17 protein-coding genes and 3 tRNA genes are annotated in these 14,318 nt (G+C 69.1%); 10 read left to right on the top strand and 10 right to left on the bottom strand.

The window, feature by feature from the left end; all coding sequences use genetic code 11:
- Positions 1-74 precede the first annotated feature (74 nt).
- On the bottom strand, positions 75-1,232 hold the full coding sequence (locus tag ACGFNV_RS11105; RefSeq protein ID WP_393621295.1) for a helix-turn-helix domain-containing protein: 1,158 nt from the start codon (positions 1,230-1,232) through the stop codon (positions 75-77).
- Positions 1,225-1,983, bottom strand: coding sequence for a hypothetical protein (locus ACGFNV_RS11100; protein ID WP_393621293.1), 759 nt, complete (start codon positions 1,981-1,983; stop codon positions 1,225-1,227). Before ACGFNV_RS11100 ends, ACGFNV_RS11105 begins: the two co-directional genes overlap by 8 nt.
- Before the next feature lie 406 nt (positions 1,984-2,389).
- Between ACGFNV_RS11100 and ACGFNV_RS11095 the strand changes: the two genes are divergently transcribed.
- Positions 2,390-2,761, top strand: a complete 372-nt coding sequence (locus ACGFNV_RS11095) for a DUF6009 family protein (protein WP_393621291.1) — start codon at positions 2,390-2,392, stop codon at positions 2,759-2,761.
- Positions 2,762-3,006: 245 nt separating this feature from the next.
- Here the strand turns inward: ACGFNV_RS11095 and ACGFNV_RS11090 are convergent, their stop codons facing one another.
- Complete coding sequence (locus tag ACGFNV_RS11090; RefSeq protein WP_393621289.1) at positions 3,007-3,396, bottom strand: VOC family protein; 390 nt, start codon at positions 3,394-3,396, stop codon at positions 3,007-3,009.
- Positions 3,397-3,556: 160 nt separating this feature from the next.
- Positions 3,557-3,847, bottom strand: coding sequence for a hypothetical protein (locus ACGFNV_RS11085; protein WP_393621287.1), 291 nt, complete (start codon positions 3,845-3,847; stop codon positions 3,557-3,559).
- Positions 3,848-4,065: 218 nt separating this feature from the next.
- Between ACGFNV_RS11085 and ACGFNV_RS11080 the strand changes: the two genes are divergently transcribed.
- Positions 4,066-4,278, top strand: coding sequence for a hypothetical protein (locus ACGFNV_RS11080; protein WP_393621286.1), 213 nt, complete (start codon positions 4,066-4,068; stop codon positions 4,276-4,278).
- A 10-nt stretch (positions 4,279-4,288) separates the two neighbouring features.
- Here ACGFNV_RS11080 and ACGFNV_RS11075 read toward each other — a convergent pair whose 3' ends face one another.
- The 3 genes from ACGFNV_RS11075 to ACGFNV_RS11065 form a co-directional block, all read right to left on the bottom strand.
- Positions 4,289-4,660, bottom strand: a complete 372-nt coding sequence (locus ACGFNV_RS11075; protein ID WP_393621284.1) for a nuclear transport factor 2 family protein — start codon at positions 4,658-4,660, stop codon at positions 4,289-4,291.
- Between the two features lie 2 nt (positions 4,661-4,662).
- Positions 4,663-5,319: an SDR family oxidoreductase gene (locus ACGFNV_RS11070; RefSeq protein ID WP_393621283.1), complete on the bottom strand. Its 657-nt coding sequence runs from the start codon at positions 5,317-5,319 to the stop codon at positions 4,663-4,665.
- Positions 5,320-5,404: 85 nt separating this feature from the next.
- A complete protein-coding gene (locus ACGFNV_RS11065) occupies positions 5,405-6,664 on the bottom strand; it encodes an amidohydrolase family protein (RefSeq protein WP_393621281.1) in 1,260 nt (419 codons plus the stop codon).
- A gap of 229 nt (positions 6,665-6,893) precedes the next feature.
- On the opposite strand from ACGFNV_RS11065, the gene ACGFNV_RS11060 reads away from it, so the two are divergent.
- The 5 genes from ACGFNV_RS11060 to ACGFNV_RS11040 all read left to right on the top strand — a co-directional run bounded on the left by ACGFNV_RS11060 (position 6,894) and on the right by ACGFNV_RS11040 (position 8,339).
- A tRNA-Thr gene (locus tag ACGFNV_RS11060) sits at positions 6,894-6,966 on the top strand.
- A gap of 46 nt (positions 6,967-7,012) precedes the next feature.
- Positions 7,013-7,085: transfer RNA gene (locus ACGFNV_RS11055), tRNA-Met, on the top strand.
- A gap of 90 nt (positions 7,086-7,175) precedes the next feature.
- The gene (gene rpmG / locus ACGFNV_RS11050; RefSeq protein WP_003948671.1) at positions 7,176-7,340 is read left to right on the top strand and encodes a 50S ribosomal protein L33; all 165 of its coding nucleotides are present in this window, start codon (positions 7,176-7,178) and stop codon (positions 7,338-7,340) included.
- A gap of 110 nt (positions 7,341-7,450) precedes the next feature.
- Positions 7,451-7,903, top strand: coding sequence for a MaoC family dehydratase N-terminal domain-containing protein (locus ACGFNV_RS11045; protein ID WP_393621279.1), 453 nt, complete (start codon positions 7,451-7,453; stop codon positions 7,901-7,903).
- A gap of 7 nt (positions 7,904-7,910) precedes the next feature.
- Positions 7,911-8,339, top strand: coding sequence for a MaoC family dehydratase (locus tag ACGFNV_RS11040; protein WP_393621277.1), 429 nt, complete (start codon positions 7,911-7,913; stop codon positions 8,337-8,339).
- Positions 8,340-8,424: 85 nt separating this feature from the next.
- On the opposite strand, the gene rox is transcribed toward ACGFNV_RS11040, so the two are convergent.
- Positions 8,425-9,849, bottom strand: coding sequence for a rifampin monooxygenase (gene rox, locus ACGFNV_RS11035; RefSeq protein WP_393621275.1), 1,425 nt, complete (start codon positions 9,847-9,849; stop codon positions 8,425-8,427).
- Between the two features lie 212 nt (positions 9,850-10,061).
- On the opposite strand from rox, the gene ACGFNV_RS11030 reads away from it, so the two are divergent.
- Positions 10,062-11,117 (top strand): UDP-N-acetylmuramate dehydrogenase, encoded by a 1,056-nt coding sequence (locus tag ACGFNV_RS11030; protein WP_393621274.1) that lies wholly within the window; start codon positions 10,062-10,064, stop codon positions 11,115-11,117.
- Between the two features lie 13 nt (positions 11,118-11,130).
- Here the strand turns inward: ACGFNV_RS11030 and ACGFNV_RS11025 are convergent, their stop codons facing one another.
- Complete coding sequence (locus tag ACGFNV_RS11025; protein WP_393621272.1) at positions 11,131-12,168, bottom strand: adenosine deaminase; 1,038 nt, start codon at positions 12,166-12,168, stop codon at positions 11,131-11,133.
- A gap of 127 nt (positions 12,169-12,295) precedes the next feature.
- Positions 12,296-13,522, bottom strand: a complete 1,227-nt coding sequence (locus ACGFNV_RS11020; protein WP_393621271.1) for a pyridoxal phosphate-dependent aminotransferase — start codon at positions 13,520-13,522, stop codon at positions 12,296-12,298.
- Positions 13,523-13,805: 283 nt separating this feature from the next.
- On the opposite strand from ACGFNV_RS11020, the gene ACGFNV_RS11015 reads away from it, so the two are divergent.
- Both ACGFNV_RS11015 and secE read left to right on the top strand, forming a co-directional pair.
- Positions 13,806-13,878, top strand: a tRNA-Trp gene (locus ACGFNV_RS11015).
- 108 nt (positions 13,879-13,986) lie between these two features.
- Complete coding sequence (secE, locus tag ACGFNV_RS11010) at positions 13,987-14,274, top strand: preprotein translocase subunit SecE (protein WP_133927707.1); 288 nt, start codon at positions 13,987-13,989, stop codon at positions 14,272-14,274.
- Positions 14,275-14,318: the final 44 nt, after the last annotated feature.

Here is a 14,318-nt window from a genome sequence, read left to right as displayed (position 1 = left end):
TCGGATAGAGGGGTGGTTGCCGAATGTGGCGAACGATTCAGCAGTGATGAGAGTGCCCGATGAATCTGGCAATCTCACACCAGGTGCAGCGCCGGACGTGGGTCCCCGAGGTGTAGTAGCGCCTGGACATCCTCAGCATTCCAGTGCAGCGCATCGGCCAGTTGCTTCTCAGTTGCCCCTTTTCGCTGGGCGATTCGGTAGGCCTGCTGTAGCATAACGGGAATTTCTCCAGGGAAACCTTCGACTGGAGTACTTGGTAGCAGCCCCTGACTCCTGAGGGTCTTGAGGCGTCGCCAGGCACGCGAACTTGTGGCATCACTATGAAGCCCGAGTTCGCGGCATCGCACCAAGAGCGAATCCAGTGAAACACCCCATGACTGCTGAAGATCTGACAGCGCAGTGAAATCGACGCGACTGGGAAGGGAGGCGGCAATCGAGTGGCTTGGAGTTAGAAATTCTGCCGCAAATGTGTCGGCCTGTCGTTCATGATGAATGTCCCCGGGATGTGCGTCGCCATGCAGGATTAGATGACCGAGTTCATGGGCTGCACTGAAACGATGTCGGTACACATCATTGCGTTCTTCGTTCAGAATCACTACTGGCCGTGGCAGTCGCGAGGTCGAGAAGCCGTCGAGCTTACGGCTATCGGCATTCACATATGGCAAGATGGTGACAATGATCCCCCGGGATTCCAGGAGTCGAACCATGTGTGGAACCGGCCCCTCGCCGAGTCCCCATTGCGCACGCAGCGCATGGGCTGCCGTTGCTGGTTCGTCCAGTGCATTATGGGCGATCTCTCCGCCATCCCATCCAGGAAGATTAACTGGAGGCAGGCGTACATATGCTTCAAGCTCATGTGCCAGCTCCCACAATCGCTCAGTGAACGCGAGCGCCCTTTCTCTCTCCCGCGCTGGCGCCGAACGCAGCGATCTGAAGTGAACGCCGCCTGTGTCCAGGGCGGCACGAGGCCTTCCGGCCGCAAAGAAAGAAGCTGGACAGTCAAAAATCTCGGCGATTCGCCTGACTTGCTCAGGGCGGGGTCGAATTGCACCTGCCTCGTACTGGCCGACAGCAGCCGGTGTTACATCGATGCGACCGGCCAGCTCCTTTTTCGTCCAGCCACGCAGCCGCCGCGCTTGAGTGAGGCGGGCGCCGTCGAAGGCGTCCGCCACGGCGGCGGCTACGTCAAGCTGAACGACCTTGGCCAGAGTCAGTGAGCGCTCATCAGTCATTGCTGTCGGCGGCGGACGAATCCGCGTCCTCCATGGGGATTTCGTATAGGTCGGCAGAGTCGAAGCGAGGCCCGCCGGAGCTGGGAGGACCGACAGGGGACGGGCCAGCTCCGGACTGCCCGTCCTGCCCCGATTGTCCAGGGTCAGCGGTCGGGAGCGACTCCAGCCACTTCCAGTCCACTCTACCGTTAGGGGTGAGCTGGGCTTCGCCGACGTGACAGCTCAGCAATCCCGCATTGCGATTGCTCGCGTAAGCCAGCAATAGCATTGTGGGCTGATCAGGGAGCAAGTCCGGCTCTTCAGGCATCTCTTCGATCGACCACTCAGGCCCCTCAACGCCATCGCTAATTGCCAAAGCCGTTTGTACCTGAGGCGCAAGCTGCCCATAGGCGGAGAAAAGTTCCCTGCGAATACGCGAGCTGCGAACTTTCATTTCGCGCACGTCGGCGGTGGCGTCATTGGCGTAGCACACCGGATAGAGGACAGTGCCCCCCATGGAAAGCATGAAAGTGCTGCTGAGCCGTAGGGGCCGCGCGTCGGGCAGCGTCGCTAGTGCCCTCTTGTCCTTGAGGGCGCCGATGCAAAAGCGCCAGCGATTGGTGCCCCATGTGTGCCCGTCGCTGTATTCGCTGAAGTCGTAAGCGGCGATGGCTTCCTGGTTGCCCTTCCGCAGGGCCCAGATCACGTGGCGCCGCACTAGCGGGGCGGACGGGCCGATGAGGTCGTCGAACCTAGAGCTGTGCAGCGGCACGCGGCCACCTCCTAGAGCGGCAACAGATCGCAGGCAGACTTTACTGCTTGCGAGGATCATGATGTGTCACTTTAGTTTTTGCGTCAAGCCGCATCTTTGAAGTGTGCTGCTTGCTCCAGCTTGACCAGGCAGCCGCCGCGCTGCGGCGCGTGGTGAGCCGCTGAGGGCGCGGGCCGGCGGCTCGATGATCTCCGTCTCGCGTCTGCGCCGTAGTGGCTCCGTCGTCGCGGAGGGGGAGCCGTGGGCTATGTGTGGGCCAATGCGGCGGGCGGGGTGGGAATCTGAGGCATCTGCGCAGCTCAGGCTGGAGATCAATGTCTACCTCGGCGGCGCTCTTGAAAGCCGTTGCAGCGACCTATGAGAGTTAGGCAAGAAGCTTGGATGCCCAGAGCCCTTGGGAGGGCACGTGCAAGAGGATCGTTCCGCGTTAGAGCATGAGGAGCGCATCGTGTGGTCCGGAGATGTCGAGGGCTTCGACTACGTCCGGCAGTCCGTGGCGCGCTCTGTGTCCAGTCGCAGCGCCCCCGTGCCGTGGAACGGTCCCGGCCGGCGAGTGGGCTACGCCGTACTCCGCACCGATGCCCCAAGCGGGGAGGTTCCTGGCAAGTTCGTGCGGCGCGTCTTCTGGGTCAAGGAGCATGACCGGTCTGAGCAGCCAGACGGCTTGTACAAGACTTCAGCCCCCAGTGGGGCTGTGGACCCACGCACGGTGGCTCCCGGTGTGTGGGGTGAGCTGACGGAGCGCGCATGGGGTGCCCCCTTCCCCGCTGTCGAATAGCGGGCTGGGAGATCGTTGAGGGGCGGTTTCCCCCAGGTGTCCCCCAGAGGCGAGGGAAATCGAGAGATTCCCTGCTCACAGCCAGAACCGTCGGCCCGCTGTAAATCTGCCGGCTTCGCCTTCCCAGGTTCGAATCCTGGCGCCGCCACTTTGGGGAGACCCCCTCTACTCTGCGGAGACGCGGAGGAGAGGGGGTCTCTTCATGTTCGAGGGTGATCGCCCGAGGGGGCTGAGGAGCTGGGCGGCTACGCGGGCCGGCCGCCGTACGGAACGGTGATGAGTTCCATGGCGTGGCCGGTGGGGTCCATGAAGTAGACGCCGCGGCCGCCGTCGTTGTGGTTGATGGTGCCCGGTTGCTTCTTGTGCGGGTCGGCGTAGTGCTCGATGCCTTGCTGCCTGATCCGTGCGTACGCCGCGTCGAACTGCTTCTCGGAGACGAGGAAGGCGTAGTGCTGCGGGGTGATGTGTTCCGCGGGGATCGTGGCGAAGTCCAGGGTGACGCCGTTGCTCAGGGCGACCGCGATGAACGGGCCCCACTCGGTGGTGATCTCGAGGTCCAGCAGGTCCGCGAAGAACTCAGCGGATTCCCGGTTGTTCCGGGCGTGGACGATCGTGTGGTTCAACTCGACTGACAAGGAATGCCTCCATGGGCATGTCCCGACACCTCCATGCCTCACCCAGCCGGTGACCGACACGCGATGTTGCCGTCGATCATAGTTCGGTCCCGTCCGCCCGGCGGTATGCATTCAAGCCACGGTCGAACGCCTGTCCAGTCGGCCGCTCCTTCGCCGTCGGCTACTCCTCCGCCGTCGGCTCGTCCGCGCCCGCCCGTGCCGCCTTCTTCACGTCGGCCTCGACGTCGTGGCGCAGCTTCCCCTCGTCCTTGGCGTACTCGGTCACCGCGGACTGCACGTCCCGTGCCAGGTCGCGCCACGCCCGCCACGCGGTCTCGTAGGTGTCGGTCTGTTCCTTGGTCCACGGCTCCGCGGTGGGGGCCCCGAACGTGTCCCGCAGCTGCACGACCCGCACGTGGGCCTCGTTGGCCGTGCGCTGCTTCTCCACGAGTTCTTCGAAAGTGTGTGCCACGTGGTCGGATCCTAAGGAATCGAGCGCCTTTTCGCGCGCCGAGCATGGGTCCGTGAGCGGGCGTGTCGGCCCGACCGGGGCGATCGCGCCAGCAGTGACCACCGCCGGAGGAGAGGGCCACCACAGCGGCGGAGAGAGGGGAATGAGGGGGCAGAGGGGAGAATCGGGACGGTGGAAGCCGTTCGACCGGCCCCCGTAGCGAAGGAGTTGACGGACGTATGTCGTCCCGCCGCAGGAACTGCCCCGAGTGTCGCCGGGAGATCGCCGTCGTCGCAGGCCGCTTCGCACGCCACGACCCGCCGGGCGCGCGGGAGGACGGGACGCTGACCTCCTGCCCCGGCTCCCGCAGGCAGGCCCAACTGGGCGCGGTCCAGCCGTCGTTGGACGGCCATGTCGTGCCGGACTTTCCCGGGCAGCTGCCGCTGTTCTGAGCCGGCTGCCCTAGGACACCGTCCGTACGTCCATCCGGGTCACCAACCCGTCCGCGCCGAAGCGGTACACGTGTTCCACCGTGCCGGCCCAGTGCTCCTCGTCCGCGGTCCGCAGCCCTTGCCGAACGGTCGCCACCACCGCCTCGCCGTCGTGGTCGAGCCGCAGGCCCTCCAGTCGTACGAGGGGATGGGCGGCGGCGAACTGCCGTGCCCAGTACGCCTGTACCGCCTCCCGGCCGTGCAGCCGGGTGCCGTCCAGGACGTTGGGCCAGTCCACGTCGGGCGCGAGACACCGCACGACGAAGGTGTCCCGCTCGTCCGTCGAGAACACCTCGTACATGCGGCGCAGCATGTCCTCCCGCGCGGCCGGCACGGTCGTCATGCTCAGTTCCCCGCGACCGACCTCACCGCCACCGACACCGGCGTCGACCCGCTGATCAGCTCCAGGGTCAGACCGGTCGTCGCCGGGGTGTCGACGAGCTCCGCGAGTACGGCGGCCACGTCGTCGCGCGGGACCGAGCCGCGGCCCGTGTGCGCCTCCAGGCGGACGAGGCCGGTGCCGGGGTCGTCCGTCAGCGCGCCGGGGCGCAGGATCGTCCAGTCCAGGGCGTCCTGAGCCCGCACGTACGCGTCGGCCTCGCCCTTGGCGCGCAGGTACACGTCGAACACCTCGTCGCCCCGGTGCTCCGGGTCCGCGCCCATGGAGGACACGATCACGAAGCGGCGTACGCCCGCCCGGACCGCCGCGTCCGCGAACAGCACGGCCGCACCCTTGTCCACGGTGTCCTTGCGGGTCACCCCGCTGCCCGGGCCCGCGCCCGCCGCGAACACCGCCGCGTCCGCGCCCCGCAACCGCTCCGCGACCTCCTCGACCGAGGCCGACTCCAGATCCAGTACGACGGGTTCGGCGCCGACCTCCCGCAGGTCGCCGCCCTGTTCGGCCTTGCGGATGATCCCCGCGACCTCGTCCCCACGCCCGGCGAGCAGCCGCTCCAGCCGCAGCGCGATCTGACCATGACCACCAGCGATGACAATGCGCATGCCTTCGACCGTACGCCCGGACGGCCGCATCCGCCCCACCACTCCGGCCCCGCCCCAGGGGTATGGCGCCCTGACCTGCGCGCTCCTACGAGGGCTTGCCCCGCCCCTGCCGCGGCAACCCCAACTCCGTGGCCGTCGCCGAGTCGCAGTACTCCCGGACCGCGCTCGTCCGCGCCACCACGCGCCCCTGGTGGACCACGATCCGGCTGTACGCGAGGGACAGCGCGCCCGCCAGCCGGTCGCCGCGCACCGCGAGGAGTTCGGCGGGAAAACCCGCCTCGACGCGGACCTCGGGCAGGCCCAGTGCCGCCCGCGCGGACGCGCTGACGGCGTCGTAGGCCTCCTCCGGCCGTAGGCCGTGGCGGGAGGCGAGCAGGTAGGCCGCCTCCAGCGGGTCCCCTCGGCCCACCGGGTTCGAGACGTCCCGCAGGGCGCCGCTGCCGGCCGCCACCCGTACCCCGGCCGCGCGCAACAGCCCCACCGGTGCCGTGTCGCGGCCCTCGGCGCCCCCGCAGCCGCCCTGCGGGAGGCACACCACCGTCACCCCGGCCGCCGCGAGCTGGTCGGCGGTGCGGGAGGCCATGTCGACGGGCAGCCGGGCGAGGCCACCGCACGGGCCGAGCGTGACACCGGGGCGCAGCCCGCCGGCCATCGCCGCGAGGCGGGCGAGGCGGGCCGGGTCGTCGGCGTCGGTGTGCAGGTCCACGGGGCAGCCCTGCTCGGAGGCGACCTCCAGGACGGCCTCCACATAGCCCGCCGGATCGGGGTCGACGTCGGGACAGCCCCCCACCACACAGGCGCCCATCTTCACCGCGTCCCGCAGCACCGCCAGCCCGTCGGCTCCGGCCACCCCGGTCAGCACCCGGGGCACGGCCACCGTCGTCACCTCGGCGAGCCCCCGCAGCGAACGCCGCGCCTCGAGGACGGCGGCCAGCGCGCCGAGCCCCTGGACGTCGCCCACGCGCACGTGCGCACGCAGCGCGGTCGCCCCGTGCCCGAGTTGCAGCAGCGCCGCCTCCGTGGCCCGGAGCTGGACGTCCTCGGGGGCGTACGAGACCGGTCCGTCGGCGTCGGCGGACAGCGCGGTGTCGGCGTGGGTGTGCGCCTCGGCCGGAGCCGGCAGGAGCAGATAACCGCTCAGGTCCACCCGCGCGCCGCCGCCCACGGCCGTCCCCGCCGCCGTAGTGCCCGCCAGGCTGCCCGCCGTGCCGACCGCCTCGATGCGCCCGCCGCCCAGCCGTACGTCCACGGTCCGGCCGTCGGTGAGGCGCGCACCGCACAGCAGGAGGGCGGGTTCGGAGGGGCGGCCCGGCGGGGGCGACGGCTGCGGCCTGCTGTCGGGCATCGGGCTCCAGGTGCTCGGGCTGTGCGAGGAACTCAAGATCACGCAGAGTGAGTCGAGCCTAGGGCGGCATCCCGCTCCCGTCGGGGAGGAGCGCAATAGTCGTACCGGTGTGGCCGCCCGTGTCCGAGGGGCGTCCGAGGCCGCTGGGAGGCCCGGGAAGGACCCCCGACGGCCAGCGCGAAACGGATTTGGGTGAACGGCTGCCGAGCGTGTAATGTCTTCATCGCTCGCCCCAATAGCTCAGTCGGCAGAGCGTCTCCATGGTAAGGAGAAGGTCTACGGTTCGATTCCGTATTGGGGCTCTGGTGAGAGAGGTTCCCGTCGCGAGACGGGGCTCGATCCCACCGCAGCGGTGTAGCTCAGTCGGTAGAGCAAGCGGCTCATAATCGCTGTGTCACCGGTTCAAGTCCGGTCACCGCTACATGCAGTAGCCGATTGTGGGGTCGGTCCTTCGATCGGCTACTCTTTTTTGTGTTGAATCAGTCCTATCCGTTCGTCAAGGAGCACTCACGTGGCTGCCACCGACGTCCGCCCGAAGATCACGCTGGCCTGCGTGGAGTGCAAGGAGCGGAACTACATCACCAAGAAGAACCGGCGTAACAACCCGGACCGTCTTGAGATGAAGAAGCACTGCCCGCGTTGCAACGCGCACACCGCGCACCGCGAAACGCGATAAAACAGGCTCGTACACGAGGCCGTCCCCGAGTGATCGGGGGCGGCCTCGCGTCGTTGAGCGACCCATACCGGTCAGTAGAGCAACGCAGAGCAACCAGGAGGTGCCGAGCCATGGCGCTCGACCAGTCCTTCGTGGGGCGGATCTACCCGCCCACCGATCCCTATGAGGTCGGCCGGGAGAAGATCCGCGAGTTCGCCGAGGCGGTGGGGGACACCAACCCCGCGTACACGGACCCGGAGGCCGCCAAGGCGCTCGGCCACTCCGACGTGATCGCCCCGCCGACCTTCGTCTTCTCGATCACCTTCAAGGCCGCGGGGCAGGTCGTCGAGGACCCTCAGCTCGGCCTGGACTACGGCCGCGTGGTGCACGGCGACCAGAAGTTCGCCTACGTCCGCCCGGTGCGCGCGGGGGACCGGCTCACGGTCACCTCGACCATCGAGGGGATCAAGTCCCTCGCGGGCAACGACATCCTGGACATCCGGGGCGAGGTCCACGACGAGGCCGGCGAGCACGTCGTGACCGCCTGGACCAAGCTGGTGGCCCGCGCGGCCGAGGAGGCGTGAGGACGCGATGACCGCGAAGATCGCTTACGACGAGGTCGAGGTCGGCACCGAGCTGCCTGCCCAGACCTTCCCCGTGACCCGCGCCACCCTCGTCCAGTACGCGGGCGCCTCCGGGGACTTCAACCCGATCCACTGGAACGAGAAGTTCGCCAAGGAGGTCGGGCTGCCGGACGTCATCGCGCACGGCATGTTCACCATGGCCGAGGCGATCCGCGTGGTCACCGACTGGGCCGGGGACCCGGGCGCCGTCGTCGAGTACGGCTGCCGCTTCACCCGCCCGGTCGTCGTCCCCAACGACGACAAGGGCGCCGTGATCGAGGTCACCGGCAAGGTCGGTGCCAAGCTCGACGACAACACCGTGCGGGTCGACCTGACGGCGACGAGCGACGGACAGAAGGTCCTGGGCATGTCCCGGGCGGTTGTGCGACTGGCCTGACGACGGGCCCGCGTGCGCAAGAGGGCGCCCCGCGGGGCGCCCTCTTGCAGCCCTACGCGCGCGTGGGGCGGCTCTTCCCGCCCGCTCAGCCGGCGGCGGCGCCGAACCACCGGGGCAGTCGGTCGAGCAGCTCCCGCTGGTCCTCACCGGCCCACGCCACGTGGCCGTCCGGCCGCAGCAGCACCGCGGGCACGCCCAGGTCCTCGCCGACGTCGACGACGTGGTCGACCCGGTCCTCCCAGCCCGCCACCGAGAGGCGGCCGGTCTGGTCGAGCAGCAGGCCGCGGCCGGCGTGCATCAGTTGGTAGAGGCGCCCCCGCTTCAGCTCCACGTCCCGCATCCGCCTGCCGAGCAGTTCGTGACCCTCGCCGAAGTCGTACCGGACCCCGATCGCGACGATCTTCTCGGTCACGTACCGGCTCACCTCCTCGAACGCCATCAGCTCCGACAGCAGTCGGCGCACCGCCCGGGGGCCCGGCTCGGTGGACAACAGCTCCATCTGCGCGCGGGTGTTGTTCAGCACATCGGCGGCCACCGGGTGCCGTTCGTCGTGGTAGCTGTCCAGCAGCCCCTCCGGTGCCCAGCCGCCCACCTCGGCGGCCAGTTTCCAGCCCAGGTTGAACGCGTCCTGGATACCGAGGTTGAGCCCCTGCCCGCCGACCGGCGGGTGGATGTGCGCCGCGTCCCCGGCCAGCAGCACCCGGCCGACCCGGTAGCGCTCGGCCTGCCGGGTGGCGTCACCGAAGCGGGAGAGCCAGCGCGGTGAGTGCACACCGAAGTCGGTGCCGGCGAACTTCCGCAACTGTTGCCTGACCTCATCGAGGGTCGGCGGGACCGAGCGGTCCCCGGTCACGCCCTCGGCGGGCACGACGACGCGGTACACGCCCTCACCGAAGGGCCCGAGGCCGAACCGCTTCTGGGTCTCGCGGACCTCGGCCACCACTGCGGCCACCGTCTCCGGCGGCACACCCACCTCCATCTCGCCCAGCAGCGTCTCGGCCCTGGTCGACTCGCCGGGGAAGCCGACGCCGAGCAGCTTGCGCACCGTGCTGCGGCCGCCGTCGCAGCCGACGACGAAGCGTGAACGCAGCCGCGTGCCGTCGGCCAGCTCCGCGGTCACGCCGTCGTCGTCCTGGCTCAGCCCGACCACTTCGCTGCCGCGCCGGATCTCGGCGCCCAGCTCGACGGCACTCTCCTCCAGCAGGCGGTCGGTGACGGGCTGCGGGATGCCGAGGACGTAGGCGTGGGCGGTGTCCAGCTCGGGCACGGGCTTTTCGATGCCGGCGAAGAAACCCCCGACCGGGAACTGCCGGCCCCGCGCCAGGAACTGCTCCAGCAGACCGCGCTGGTCCATCACCTCGATGCTGCGCACATGCAGGCCGAGCGCGCGGACGAACGCGGGCGGCTCCGTGTCCTTCTCCAGCACGAGCACCCGCACATCGTGCAGCCGCAACTCGCGGGCCAGCATCAAGCCGGTCGGTCCACCGCCCGCGATGATGACGTCGATCATCCCGACCCCCCTTTGTTTTCGCAGGTCCTGGCTTCGGCCGGTGATTCTCCGGTACGACCGGGGCCTTGCCGCAAGCCCCCCGGCGCGCTATACGTTGAGAGTGGCAAGGAGTGACCGACCTCCTTGCCTTCGCTGTTTTCCCGGCGCCTTCGCCTGTTTCTCGGAGGTCCGCGGCGCCGGTGCCGTCAGTGGCGTCTCGTAGTCTTGGGCCCGTGTTGGAACTCCACGATGCCCCTCTCGCTCCGTTGACCACCTTCCGGCTGGGTGGGCCCGCGACCCGGCTGCTGACCGCCGCGACCGACGCCGAGGTGATCGACGCCGTGCGCGAGGCCGACGCGGCAGGGACACCGCTGCTGGTCATCGGGGGCGGCTCGAACCTGGTGATCGGGGACAAGGGCTTCGCTGGGACCGCTCTGCGCATCGCCACGCGTGGGTTCGAGCTCGTCGGCACGCGTCTGGAAATCGCGGCCGGCGAGGTGTGGACGGACGCCGTGGCCCGGACCGTCGAGGCGGGGCTGGCCGGCGTCGAGTGCCTGGCCGGCATCCCCGGTTCGGCCGGTGCGACGCCGATCCAGAACGTGGGGGCGTACGGCCAGGAGGTCTCCTCCTCGATCACCGAGGTGATCGCCTACGACCGCCGCGCGGGCGAGACGGTCACCCTGACTAACGCCGAGTGCGCCTTCTCCTACCGCCACAGCCGCTTCAAGGCCGACCCCGAGCGGTACGTCGTCCTGCGCGTCCGCTTCGAGCTGGAGGACGCGGGCGGGCTGTCGGCGCCCCTCAGGTACGCCGAGACGGCCCGCGCGCTCGGCGTGGAGCCCGGCGACCGCGTGCCGCTCGCCGACGCCCGCGAGACCGTGCTGAAGCTGCGCGCGGGGAAGGGCATGGTGCTGGACCCCGAGGACCACGACACCTGGTCGGCCGGGTCGTTCTTCACCAACCCGATCCTCACCGACGCCGACTTCGCCGTCTTCCACGCGCGCGTGAAGGAGCGCCTGGGCGCCGACGCCGAACCGCCCGCCTACCCGGCCGGGGACGGGCACACCAAGACCTCCGCCGCCTGGCTGATCGACAAGGCGGGCTTCACCAAGGGCTACGGCAGCGGCCCCGCCCGCATCTCCACCAAGCACACGCTCGCCCTCACCAACCGGGGCGAGGCGACCACCGAGGACCTGCTGGCGCTGGCCCGCGAGGTCGTCGCCGGGGTGCGCGAGGCGTTCGGGATCACGCTGGTCAACGAACCCGTGACGGTCGGCGTCAGCCTCTGAGGCCGGTCAGTCCTCACACCGGCTGCGCCAGCCAGTCGTCCACGCCCGCCAGCAGCTTGTTCTTCACGTCCTCCGGCGCCGCCGAGCCCCGTACCGACTGGCGGGCGAGTTCGGCGAGTTCCTCGTCGGTGAAGCCGTGGTGGCGCCGGGCGATGTCGTACTGGGCGGCCAGACGGGAGCCGAACAGCAGGGGGTCGTCGGCGCCGAGGGCCAGGGGGACGCCCGCCCCGAAGAGGGTGCGCAGGGGGACGTCCTCGGGCTTCTCGTAGACGCCCAGGGCCACGTTCGACGCGGGGCACACCTCGCATGTCACGCCCCGCTCCGCCAGGCGCTTCAGAACGCGCGGGTCCTCCGCGGCCCGTACGCCGTGGCCGATGCGGTGCGCGTGCAGGTCGTCCAGGCAGTCGCGGACCGAGGACGGGCCGGTCAGCTCGCCGCCGTGCGGCGCGGACAGCAGGCCGCCCTCCCGCGCGATCGCGAAGGCACGGTCGAAGTCCCTCGCCATGCCCCGGCGCTCGTCGTTGGAGAGCCCGAACCCGACCACGCCCCGGTCCGCGTAGCGCACGGCCAGCCGGGCCAGCGTGCGGGCGTCCAGGGGGTGCTTCATACGGTTCGCGGCCACCAGGACCCGCATGCCCAGGCCCGTGTCGCGGGACGCCGTCTCCACCGCGTCCAGGATGATCTCCAGCGCGGGGATCAGACCGCCCAGCCGAGGCGCGTACGACGTCGGGTCCACCTGGATCTCCAGCCAGCCCGAGCCGTCCCGTACGTCTTCCTCGGCGGCCTCGCGGACCAGGCGCTGGATGTCCTCCGGCTCCCGCAGGCACGACCGGGCGGCGTCGTACAGGCGCTGGAAGCGGAACCAGCCCCGCTCGTCCGTCGCCCGCAGCTTCGGCGGCTCCCCGCTCGTCAGCGCCTCCGTCAGCGTGTCGGGCAGGCGCACGCCGTACTTGTCGGCCAGTTCCAGCACGGTGCCGGGCCGCATCGAGCCGGTGAAGTGCAGGTGCAGATGGGCCTTCGGCAGGTCAGAGACATCACGTACACGCTCCATCTGAAGATCCTGCCGTACGTCGCCGTCGTGCCGGTAGCTCTTTCCCCGAACGTGGTCTTGCTCGCACAAACGACAGGGGGCACACCTCGACGTTCAGGTGTGCCCCCTCCGGAAAAGCCGGGAGACCTCAGGCCTTCGCCTCCGCCAGCAGCTTCTGGATCCGGCTCACGCCCTCGACGAGGTCCTCGTCACCCAGGGCGTACGACAGCCGCAGATAGCCCGGTGTGCCGAACGCCTCACCGGGGACGACCGCGACCTCGGCCTCCTCCAGGATCAGCGCGGCCAGCTCGACCGTGTCCGCGGGGCGCTTGCCGCGGATCTCCTTGCCGAGCAGCCCCTTCACCGAGGGGTAGGCGTAGAAGGCGCCCTCGGGCTCCGGGCAGACCACGCCGTCGATCTCGTTGAGCATCCGAACGATCGTCTTGCGGCGCCGGTCGAAGGCCTCACGCATCTTCGCCACGGCGTCCAGGTCGCCGGAGACGGCGGCCAGGGCGGCCACCTGGGCCACGTTGGAGACGTTCGACGTGGCGTGCGACTGGAGGTTCGTCGCGGCCTTGACGACGTCCTTCGGGCCGATGACCCAGCCCACCCGCCAACCCGTCATCGCGTACGTCTTGGCGACACCGTTGACCACGATGGTCTTGTCGGCCAGCTCGGGCACGACCACCGGCAGGGAGTGGAACTCCGCGTCGCCGTAGACCAGGTGCTCGTAGATCTCGTCGGTCAGGACCCACAGGCCCTTCTCCGCGGCCCAGCGGCCGATCTCCTCGATCTGCGCGCGGGTGTAGACCGCGCCGGTCGGGTTGGAGGGGGAGACGAAGAGCAGCACCTTGGTGTTCTCGGTGCGGGCCGCCTCCAGCTGCTCCACGGAGACGCGGTAGCCGGTCGTCTCGTCGGCGACGACCTCGACCGGGACACCGCCGGCGAGACGGATCGACTCCGGGTACGTCGTCCAGTACGGCGCCGGGACGATGACCTCGTCGCCCGGGTCGAGGATCGCGGCGAACGCCTCGTAGATGGCCTGCTTGCCGCCGTTGGTCACCAGGACCTGGGAGGCGTCGACCTCGTAGCCCGAGTCGCGCAGGGTCTTCGCGGCGATCGCGGCCTTCAGCTCGGGCAGGCCCCCGGCCGGGGTGTAGCGGTGGTACTTGGGGTTCTTGCAGGCCTCGACGGCGGCCTCGACGATGTAGTCGGGCGTCGGGAAGTCGGGCTCACCCGCGCCGAAGCCGATCACCGGACGCCCGGCGGCCTTGAGAGCCTTCGCCTTGGCGTCCACGGCAAGGGTGGCGGACTCGGAGATCGCGCCGATGCGGGCGGAGACCCGGCGCTCGGTGGGAGGGATTGCAGCGCTCATGCGGCCCATCGTTTCAGACCGGAAACTCCCCCGGCACGGGGGTTTCACAGACTGAACAGCATCGGACCAGGTCCTGAACAAGTGTCCGGAAATCGGGCAGTGGCCTGGGCGATCTTGCCCCGCCCGCCCGCCGATCTTCCGGTCGCGGGGCCCCGGCGGGCACTTTCTGTTCGACGAGGCGCTCAGGAACACGTACACTCTCACCTCGTTGGCCTCCAGCAGCCGTGCCACAACCGGTGCACACCGAGCACTCGGTCGGATGCGGTACGTTGGGGACACACAAAGGGTCGTAGCTCAATTGGTAGAGCACTGGTCTCCAAAACCAGCGGTTGGGGGTTCAAGTCCCTCCGGCCCTGCTACACACACCTTCGCCAGGATGTGTGCGCATGTACGTACAGCAATGCACCGCCGTGCGGCTCAGACCGGGCGCGGCACGGCCACGACCCGGGAACAGGTGAGGACGAATGGCGGACGCCGTGGGCTCCATCGATACGCCTGATGCCCAGGACGAGGCGCCCGAGTCCAAGAAGAAGGCTCGTAAGGGCGGCAAGCGCGCCAAGAAGGGCCCGCTGAAGCGCCTCGCGCTCTTTTATCGTCAGATTGTCGCTGAACTTCGCAAGGTCGTCTGGCCGACGCGTAATCAGCTGACGACGTACACGACTGTTGTGATCGTCTTCGTCGTCATCATGATCGGCCTTGTGACCGTGATTGACTATGGACTCAGCCACGCCGCCAAGTACGTCTTCGGCTGAGCCTAGAGCGAAGGGCGCCGAGGTACCCGGCGCCCCTTTTCGCA

Origin of the sequence: Streptomyces sp. NPDC048751, assembly GCF_043198595.1 — a bacterium.
GTDB lineage: Bacteria > Actinomycetota > Actinomycetes > Streptomycetales > Streptomycetaceae > Streptomyces.
Note: the sequence above shows the minus strand (reverse complement) of the source record. Positions and strands in the feature narration are given on the sequence as shown.

Excerpts from the sequence above, each read along its gene's own strand:
- ACGFNV_RS11105 (WP_393621295.1), bottom strand. The coding sequence starts at position 1,232 with ATGACTGATGAGCGCTCACTGACTCTGGCCAAGGTCGTTCAGCTTGAC.
- ACGFNV_RS11080 (WP_393621286.1), top strand. The coding sequence starts at position 4,066 with ATGTCGTCCCGCCGCAGGAACTGCCCCGAGTGTCGCCGGGAGATCGCC.
- ACGFNV_RS11075 (WP_393621284.1), bottom strand. The coding sequence starts at position 4,660 with ATGACGACCGTGCCGGCCGCGCGGGAGGACATGCTGCGCCGCATGTAC.
- ACGFNV_RS11070 (WP_393621283.1), bottom strand. The coding sequence starts at position 5,319 with ATGCGCATTGTCATCGCTGGTGGTCATGGTCAGATCGCGCTGCGGCTG.
- ACGFNV_RS11065 (WP_393621281.1), bottom strand. The coding sequence starts at position 6,664 with ATGCCCGACAGCAGGCCGCAGCCGTCGCCCCCGCCGGGCCGCCCCTCC.
- ACGFNV_RS11045 (WP_393621279.1), top strand. The coding sequence starts at position 7,451 with ATGGCGCTCGACCAGTCCTTCGTGGGGCGGATCTACCCGCCCACCGAT.
- ACGFNV_RS11040 (WP_393621277.1), top strand. The coding sequence starts at position 7,911 with ATGACCGCGAAGATCGCTTACGACGAGGTCGAGGTCGGCACCGAGCTG.
- rox (WP_393621275.1), bottom strand. The coding sequence starts at position 9,849 with ATGATCGACGTCATCATCGCGGGCGGTGGACCGACCGGCTTGATGCTG.
- ACGFNV_RS11025 (WP_393621272.1), bottom strand. The coding sequence starts at position 12,168 with ATGGAGCGTGTACGTGATGTCTCTGACCTGCCGAAGGCCCATCTGCAC.
- ACGFNV_RS11020 (WP_393621271.1), bottom strand. The coding sequence starts at position 13,522 with ATGAGCGCTGCAATCCCTCCCACCGAGCGCCGGGTCTCCGCCCGCATC.
- secE (WP_133927707.1), top strand. The coding sequence starts at position 13,987 with ATGGCGGACGCCGTGGGCTCCATCGATACGCCTGATGCCCAGGACGAG.